Here is an 8,237-nt window from a genome sequence, read left to right as displayed (position 1 = left end):
CTGTGGCGGGCGCCCGTGTGGGGGTGGTTCTGGGTGGGGGGGGGCGTGTTTTCTGCGGGGGCGGCGCTTGGGTGGGGGGGGCGCGCCGCGGGGGGGGGGGGGGGGGGGCCCCCCCCCCCCCCCTCGACGCCAAATCTTGCAACGCCAGGCCCGACCCTTGAGCCGCGGCGGCGCGGCCTCGGTTTCCTCGGCCTGTCGCAGAACTGGCCGGGCCTGCTGATGATGGCGGTCGGGTTCATCCTGCTGTTGTCGGTGGTGGTCCTCTAATGCATGTCGCCCAAAAGCATGCCCTCGGGCCTGACCCGAAGGTGCGCAGCGGTTTTGGGACAACGAGATGCATTCAAGCAAGAACTTAAAGCGCGTCGCATTAATCCCTCCAGACGCGACGCGCTTTAGGCGCTAGGCCGCCGCGCTGAGCCCCAGTCGCTCAATCGCCAGTTTGCGGGTCGAGACGTAGTCGGTCTTGCCAGAGCCCAGCACCGGGATTTCCTCGACCTTGACGATGTCGTTCGGCACCATCAGATCGGCGGCGCCGGCTTGTCTGCCGAATTTGCGCAATTCATCGGGGTCGGCGTCATCGGCGGTGGTGACCAGCACGATACGCTCGCCGCGGCGCTTGTCCGGCACCGCCACCACAGCGTGGTGCTCTTCCGGCCACAGCGACTGCACCAGCATCTCGACCGCGCCCAGCGACACCATCTCGCCGGCGATCTTGGCGAAGCGCTTGGCCCGGCCGCGAATGGTAATGAAGCCCTCGCGGTCAACAGAAACGATGTCGCCGGTATCGTGCCAGCCGTCGAGCGGCTGCAATTCCCCGGGCCGATCTGAGGTCATGTAGCCCATCATCAAATTCGGCCCCTTGAGCAATAACCGTCCGGCGCCGCTGATGCCCTCGACCGGCTCGAGCTTCATGCGCATGCCCGGCAACAGTCGCCCGACCGTGCCGTCGCGGCCGTGGATGGCGGTGTTGACGGCAACGACGGGCGCTGCCTCGGTCAGCCCGAAACCTTCGATGATCTCGGCCTGGAAGCGCTCCCGGTAGACGCGGCGCGTCTCCGGTTTCACCGCTTCGGCGCCGGCGACGATGAAGCGCAGGCTGGAAAAATCGCCGTCCTTGGCGGTGCGCGCATAGTTGGCGAGGAACGTGTCGGTGCCGAACATGACTGTCGGCCTTGCCTTGCGTGCGACCTCGGGGATCAGCTTGTAGTGCAGCGGCGAGGGGTAGAGGAACAGTTTCACGCCGGTGACCAGCGGCAGGATGGTGCCGCCGGTGAGCCCGAATGAGTGGAACACCGGCAGCACGTTGAGCAGGATGTCGGCCGGCGAGATGGTGATGCGGGCCTCAGCCTGCATGGCGTTGGCGAGAAGATTTCTGTGCGACAGGACCACCGCCTTCGGCGTGCCTTCCGAGCCTGAGGTGAACAGGATCACCGCTGGTTTGGCCGCATTCTGCGGCTGCAGCGGCCAGCGCCACAGCAAGGCGGCGGCGAGCTTGTCCAGTACGGTTACGCTGGCCCGCACATCCTCCAGCCACAACAGCCTGGCGCCGCCTTCTTCTACCGCCGCGACGATGTCAGCGAGGCTGGCCTTGTCAACAAAGGCGCGCGACGAGACCACGGTGCGGATCTCCGCCGTGCGCACGGCGGCGGTGACGCTGGCCGGGCCTGCGGTGTAGTTGATCATCGCCGCCACCCGGCTCGCTGACAACAGGCCAACGAGCGACAGCACGACACCGTTGGCGTTGGGCAGCAGCACTCCAACCGCTTCATTCGGCGCCGTCACCGCCTCGAAGCGGCGGCCCAGCACCCGCGCGCCGATGAACAGCTTTCTGTAATTCAGCGTGCCGCTGACCACGTCTTCGACGATAGGATGCGAGGCGCCGACTCGGTCGGCGGCGTCGCGTATGGCGAGGAACAGGCCGCGGTCAAGATCGCTGCCGAAAAGCCGGGCTTCGGCGAAACGGTCGAACAGCGCATTGGTGTTCGAGGATTGATCAGGGTTTCGCGCTACCAGCTCGGCGATGGTCATTGGCTCTAGCACGCTGATCGACAGAAGGGGAAACCAGCGCCGCGGCGCCTTGTCCGCCGGCGTCAGCGATACCGGCAGAGTGCGCGCGCCGGAGATGAAGATCGGTACGATGCGGGCATCGGCCTGCATGGCGATGCGGGTGACGGCGCGAAACAGGCGAAATGTCTTGATATCAGGCTCGACCGCATCCGGCAGATAGACGGCAAGGCGGCCCTTGCCCTTCAGCACCCGCACCAGCCGGCGGCTGACGAAGACATGCTCGGCGTTGAAAGCGATGGTGCGGCCAAGCTCGCGCCATGGTTCGAGCCAAGGCGATCGCGCTGAGACCTCGTCGAGGATGTGCAGCGTGTCTTCCGGCAGCAGCGACAGCATCAGCGCCGGTTCGAGACGCGACTGGTGCGAAATGACGTAAATGACCGGGGCGGCTGTTCTGCGGGCGATCTTGATACGATCATCGGCAATCCGGTAGGCGAGCTTGAACGGCACATAGAGCAGCGCCTGCGTGAAGCGCAGGCCGAGGCGGAATTTTTCCACCACCCCGATCAGCAGCCAGGCCGCGACAAGACCCGCAAGCAGCGCCAGTGTCAGGATCATGCCGCGTCTCTCCCAACAGATTTTGACCTCGCGGCTCTTCGTGACCGCTTCGATGAGAACCTAGACGAAGTGGGCTCAACGTCAATGCGGAGGTGCGGTACCTTCGCATTACTGGCCTGGCCGGCCATGAAAAGTGCGGTGTCTATGTTTCCTTGCGGCAGAGGAAGCGCCTGCGGCATGAGCCTGGATTGATGGGGGCGGCTCACGCCGCCTTCAATCTCCCGCTGATGAAGCGGAATTCCTGCGTCTTGCCGCCATAGCCATAGGCGGCGGCCGGGACTTCATGCACGAAGGCATAGCTCTCCTCATGCACCTTGCCCAGCAGGCTGCCAAAGCCAAGGAAGAGCGCCTTGAGATAGGCCTCCAGCTCAAGCTTGGTGTTGGTGCCGTCGACCACCTTGATGTCGAGCCAGAAACTGTTGGCGTCATGCTCGGCCAACGACTTGCCGCCGGCGAACCAGTGCTCGGGGTCATGGTAGGAAATGGCCACCGCTGTGATCGTCGCATCCTTGCGCAAATGCGTGGCGGTCAGTTCGGTCACCTGCCTGGCGATAGCGGCGGACAAAACGGCATCGGGCTTGCCTGTGACGCTGACATTGATGATCGGCATAATTTCTCTCCTCGGATTTACGCGGCGTCTCTTCGCCGTCAGAAATCTTTGCCATCGCTCCTGCGTTATGAAAATCGAATTGTTTTCAGGGAAAACTTTGATACTGTCGAATTATGACAATGCTCGACCCCGACCTCCTCAAAACCTTTCTCGCCTTCGTCGACCGCGGCTCGCTGGCGCAGGCGGCGTCATTTGTCGGGCGCTCGGCGTCGGCGGTGACCACGCAGATGCAGCGGCTTGAGGATATTGTCGGCGAACCACTTCTGGCGCCGCAGGGAAGAGGGCGCGTCCTGACGCCGGCGGGCGAAGATCTGGCCGGTCATGCGCGGCGCATCCTTGCTGTGCATCGCGAAGCGTGGCTGGCCCTCAAGGGCGTGCGAGCCGATGGGCGCGTGGCCATCGGCACGACACAAGATTTCGCCGACAGCGGCCTCCCGAATTTGCTCAGGGCCTTTGCCGCGAGCTATCCGCGCGTCAGGATCGAACTGCGCGTCGGCCGCTCCGCCGAATTGGCCGAGGCGCTGCAAACCGGCATCCTCGATCTGATGATCGCCATGCGACAGGCTCCGGCGCCGGACGAGATCGGCGTGCTCCGCGAGCCGATGATGTGGCTCTGTTCGCAAAGAGGCTTGGCCACACACCAGGACGAACTGCCGCTGGCGCTGCTCGATCCGCATTGCGGCTTTCGCGAAGCGGCGATCGCGGCACTCGACAGGGCAGGCCGCCGCTACCGCATCGCGGCCGGGAGTGCCAGCTTGGCCGGGCTGCGCACAGCGGTGCATGCCGGCATTGCTCTGACGCTGCGGACGGCGCGGTTTGCCCATTCCGGCATCGTCGAGGCACCGCGCGAGTTTGGCCTGCCGCAGGTTCCCATCGCCGAGTTCGCCATCCGGCTGCGCCAGGATGCCGAGCCCCCGGCCCAGGATCTGGCTGCGCTGTTCAGCGGCAACCTTGCCTTGCCAGGCGCACCGAGCTGATTTCGCAAAAGAAAAAGCCGACCTTGCGATCGGCTATAGGTTAGACGGGCCGAGGGGTTTGGGGGGACTTGGATGACCCGTCAAAGCCAACAATGCCTGAACCTGTTGATGGTTCCATGACCTTGCTAATTTATTTGCACCCGCAGTTTTATTTTCGGGGGCAGATTTTTTCTCAGGCAGAGCGCTGCCTGGCCGCTTGCCAGTCGCGCCCGCCATGGGCGAACACCGCGCAGAGCACGATGGCGCCGCCGATCATGCTGGCGGCTGGCGGGACCTCGGCCAGGAACAGGAAGGCGAACAGGATCGCGAACGGTACTTCAGCCGAGCCCAGCAGGCCGGATTCGGCAGCCGGAATGAGCCGCGCGCCCTCCGTCCACAGAATAGAGGCCAGCGCGAACGACGTGCCGAAGGCGACGAGCAACACTGCGTCCCTGGCCGAGACGGCCAATGGATCGGTGACGAACCAACCGAGCACGAACAAAAGGAATGCCGACACCGCCCCGGCCCACACTACCGGCGTGTCGCGGAAAGCGCGCACCATGATCATGTAGAGCGCGCTGCCGATTGTCATCAGCAGCGCCAGCCCGTCGCCGAACAGATGGCCGGTGCCGAAGCCGGACCAGACCATGACCGCCACGCCGGTGAGCGACACGGCGGCGGCGGCAAGCGTCTGCAGCCGGAAGCGCTCACGAACCAGAATGAAGGCAAGCAGCGCGGTGACGAAGGGCGCAGTGGCGTAGATGATCGCAACATTGGCGACGAAGGTGAACTTGAACGCCGAGATGAAGGCGATGCTGGCTAGCGCGCCCTCGCTCGCCAACAGCCAGCCGCGCCAGCCGAGGCGCAGGCTTTCACGCCCGCCGGATTGACGGCGCCGCCAAAGCACATAGAGGGTGATCAGGATCGACCCAACGAAGCCCCGCCAGCAGGTGATGGTCAGCGGATCGGCATGGATCGACTTGGTTAGCACGCCGGTGAGGCCGAAGACGGCTGCCGACGCCGAAACCAGGATGATGCCAAGGGTGCGCTCGGCGGCGGTGTCAGGCATGGTTGGGAATCCGGTCATGTCACCAGACTATGCTGCTTTGTCCTGACACCGTACTGTCAGCAGGGGTTGCCGTATCCTGCAGCCGCTGCGGAAATGCCCTTTTGCAAGTCGATTCATCTCATCAAAGCCGATGTGTCAGCTCGACACGAAGTGATCTTGCCTCTCCCACGGCTCCTGCGGACCGCGAACATCCCTGTTGACTCGGCCCCAGGGTCAGCCCCGATAGAAAGGCGGTCAACAGCAACAAGGTGATTCATGAACTCTTCCGCCCAGTTCCTGAACGCTTCCGAAGCCGCCGGCCGGCTCGGGGTGTCGGCCAAGGCCCTGCGGCTTTATGAGCAGCGCGGCCTGATCGCTCCGATCCGCACTGCGGCCGGATGGCGCGCCTACGGTCCTGTCGAAATGAGCCGCGCCGCCGAGATCGCGGCCCTGCGCGCGCTTGGCTTCAGCCTAGCCCAGGTGGCGCGGGTGATGGAGGGTGACTCCCGGGGCATGGAGCCGGCCTTGGCCGCACACCAGGCAGTACTCGATAGCCGGCTGCGCCAGCTTGTCGGCGTAATAGAGAAGATCGGTAGCCTGCGGGACGACCTCGCTCGAGGCGAAGCGCCAAGCGCCGGGGAACTGGCGCGCCTGCTGGCGCCAGAGGCTACGCTCAGCGTCGCTTTCGACCTTCCCTGGCCTTGGGGAGGCGAGCGGTTCGAACTGGGACAGATCCGACCGCTGAACTACATCATCGGCCCGCTGGGCAGTGGCAAGACCCGGCTGGCTCAGCGCCTGGCCGAGACATTGCCTGACGCCGCCTTCCTTGGCTTGGATCGACTGGCGAATGGCTGTGCGGCGGCTCTGGCTCGTGTGGACGCCGACCCAGCTCTCAGGTCGCGGGTCGATCAGACGCTGGCCTGGCTCGTCGAGGACGGTGCCGCGGTGTCCGACGCAATGATCGCTCTACTCGTCGGATTGGAAGCCGAAGGTCCGGCCATCCTGGTCGTCGACATGATCGAACAGGGGCTGGATCAAGCCTCGCAAGAAGCCCTGATTGCCCATTTGCGTCGCCGCGGCCCCGGCGGTCGACCGCTTTTTCTGCTCACGCGCTCCTGCGCGATACTCGACCTGGCGGCTGTCGGCACCGACGAAGCGATCATCCTCTGCCCCGCCAACCACAGCCCGCCAACGTACGTCGCCCGGTACCCCGGCACTCCCGGCTACGAGGCCGTCGCCACCTGCCTGGCCTCACCCGAGGTGCGGGCGCGGACGGACGGCGTCGTCGCGTGGCGGCCCCACGCCGCATGAAAGGCATCAAGTCTAACGACGCAGCAATGTCTGGACAGCTTGTCACTCCGATCCAAATGTCGTGAAATCAAGGTTTAGGCCGTACCGGTTCTATTTCGAGTATCGTGACGAGCGATGAAAATGACTGCCGAAAAGGGTTGGCCATGGACACCACAGGACTGAAGGCCATGCAGGCGCCGCTCAAGGAGGCGTATCGCGACGACGCATCGCGCGCGCTGATCACGCTTCGGGCCAAGGGCTCGGTCGACGACCAGTCGATCGCCTGCAAGGTCGAGACCGGCAGGGCGCTCGCCGTTGCCGGTCTGCATCCGGCTACCGGCGGTTCCGGGCTCGAACTGTGCTCGGGCGACATGCTGCTGGAGGCGCTGGTCGCTTGCGCTGGCGTAACGCTGAAGGCAGTGGCGACGGCGCTGGAGTTCAAACTCGGCGCCGCCACCGTGGAGGCCGAAGGCGATCTCGATTTTCGCGGCACCTTAGGCGTGGCAAAAGATGCGCCGGTCGGCTTCCGCGCCATCCGGCTGAATTTCAACCTCGACAGCGACGAGCCACAAGACCGCGTCGACACACTGCTCAAGCTGACCGAACGCTATTGCGTGGTGTTTCAGACCATCAATACGAGGCCGGAACTGACGGTCAGCGCTCAGCGCTGAACGCGCGCCGCCGGCTACTCGCTTTCGCCCTCGTCGGTGAACGGCGAGGCGCTCGGCACGCACTGCACCGACCAGCCGGCCGGCGTTGGCTGCTTCTGATATTCGGTGACGGCGAAGGCGCACTGTTCGCGAGTGTCGAACGTGCTGGGCAGCACCACCATGCCGCCTTGCGGGCCGGCAATCACCAGATACCAGACCAGCGCTACGCTCGAAGCCATGGAAATTTCCTCGCTTGTTGTGGGAGTCGGGTGATCCTATCAATTCTGGGCGATCGGCGAAAGCGCAGCCTGGCGCGGTGGGTCGCCACGCCAGCGTGTTCTGCATTTGTTGGGCCGGCTCAGTTCACGGCAAAGCAGTAGAACAGGCCGTCGCCGCCGGTGCTCCTCAGTGCCTCCTGACTGCAGCCGCCGCGTGAAGCGTGCGAGGAATTCCACGATTTGGCGGCGGCCGAATCGTCGAGACCGGTGCGGTCGTGATGGCCCGTCATTGCCGCACCTTCCGCTCCGCTGAGCGTCCAGTCGCCGCAGGTCTGGTCGGCAATTTTCGTGCCGTCGGGCTTGGACCCGGTCAGCACGTCGTGGCGGTTGGGCTTGTCGCCGCGGCCGTTGACCACTTCGCCCTTTTCGGTGAGCGCCGTCTGCTTGGTGATGGCGTTGGCATCGCTATGCAGCGAAGCGACATCGTCGGCGATCTTGACGCCCTTGGCGTTGAACCACGGTCCCGTGCCAATGCGATCGCGTGCATCGGTGTCGCTGGTCGAGAGGTAGGCGTGCCATGTCTTGCCCGTAACGCCCGCGGCTTCAGCCAGCGAGGCGCAATGCGCATCGGCGCCTGCGAGGCCGCCGAGATCGGCGCCCTTGCCCGAGCCGACGCTGGTGACGAAGAAGCTCATCGTCGCATCCTGCGAGGATGCGACGCCGATGGCTGCCAGCGATGCAGCGGCGGTGACGAGAAGCAGTCTGCGCATAGTGGTCCTCCGTTTCGGAAAATCTGGCATTCCAATAACGTCGGCGGCGGCGCAATTCGTCCGTCGAAATGCG

The 8,237-nt window shown here is 64.7% G+C and carries 8 protein-coding genes; 3 read left to right on the top strand and 5 right to left on the bottom strand.

Going from position 1 to position 8,237, the window contains the following annotated elements:
• Positions 1-399: 399 nt before the first annotated feature.
• Positions 400-2,622 (bottom strand): AMP-binding protein, encoded by a 2,223-nt coding sequence (locus AC0L2Z_RS09670; protein WP_473627701.1) that lies wholly within the window; start codon positions 2,620-2,622, stop codon positions 400-402.
• 202 nt (positions 2,623-2,824) lie between these two features.
• The gene (locus AC0L2Z_RS09665) at positions 2,825-3,232 is read right to left on the bottom strand and encodes a tautomerase family protein (RefSeq protein WP_023800724.1); all 408 of its coding nucleotides are present in this window, start codon (positions 3,230-3,232) and stop codon (positions 2,825-2,827) included.
• Positions 3,233-3,345: 113 nt separating this feature from the next.
• Between AC0L2Z_RS09665 and AC0L2Z_RS09660 the strand changes: the two genes are divergently transcribed.
• Positions 3,346-4,209 carry a LysR substrate-binding domain-containing protein gene (locus AC0L2Z_RS09660; RefSeq protein WP_287241059.1) on the top strand — a complete coding sequence of 288 codons (864 nt, stop codon included), beginning with the start codon at positions 3,346-3,348 and terminating at the stop codon, positions 4,207-4,209.
• Between the two features lie 172 nt (positions 4,210-4,381).
• Here AC0L2Z_RS09660 and AC0L2Z_RS09655 read toward each other — a convergent pair whose 3' ends face one another.
• The gene (locus AC0L2Z_RS09655) at positions 4,382-5,257 is read right to left on the bottom strand and encodes a DMT family transporter (protein ID WP_287241060.1); all 876 of its coding nucleotides are present in this window, start codon (positions 5,255-5,257) and stop codon (positions 4,382-4,384) included.
• A gap of 255 nt (positions 5,258-5,512) precedes the next feature.
• On the opposite strand from AC0L2Z_RS09655, the gene AC0L2Z_RS09650 reads away from it, so the two are divergent.
• Together AC0L2Z_RS09650 and AC0L2Z_RS09645 are read left to right on the top strand one after the other, a co-directional pair.
• On the top strand, positions 5,513-6,547 hold the full coding sequence (locus AC0L2Z_RS09650; protein ID WP_473627699.1) for a MerR family transcriptional regulator: 1,035 nt from the start codon (positions 5,513-5,515) through the stop codon (positions 6,545-6,547).
• 143 nt (positions 6,548-6,690) lie between these two features.
• On the top strand, positions 6,691-7,197 hold the full coding sequence (locus AC0L2Z_RS09645) for an OsmC family protein (RefSeq protein WP_023800720.1): 507 nt from the start codon (positions 6,691-6,693) through the stop codon (positions 7,195-7,197).
• A 14-nt stretch (positions 7,198-7,211) separates the two neighbouring features.
• On the opposite strand, the gene AC0L2Z_RS09640 is transcribed toward AC0L2Z_RS09645, so the two are convergent.
• Together AC0L2Z_RS09640 and AC0L2Z_RS09635 are read right to left on the bottom strand one after the other, a co-directional pair.
• A complete protein-coding gene (locus AC0L2Z_RS09640; protein WP_473627697.1) occupies positions 7,212-7,415 on the bottom strand; it encodes a hypothetical protein in 204 nt (67 codons plus the stop codon).
• A 119-nt stretch (positions 7,416-7,534) separates the two neighbouring features.
• Positions 7,535-8,164: a hypothetical protein gene (locus tag AC0L2Z_RS09635; RefSeq protein WP_287216716.1), complete on the bottom strand. Its 630-nt coding sequence runs from the start codon at positions 8,162-8,164 to the stop codon at positions 7,535-7,537.
• Positions 8,165-8,237 lie beyond the last annotated feature (73 nt).

It is taken from the genome of Mesorhizobium sp. WSM4850 (genome assembly GCF_055811735.1).
The sequence above is the reverse complement of the archived record's forward strand: the minus strand, read 5'-3'. Positions and strand labels throughout refer to the sequence as shown.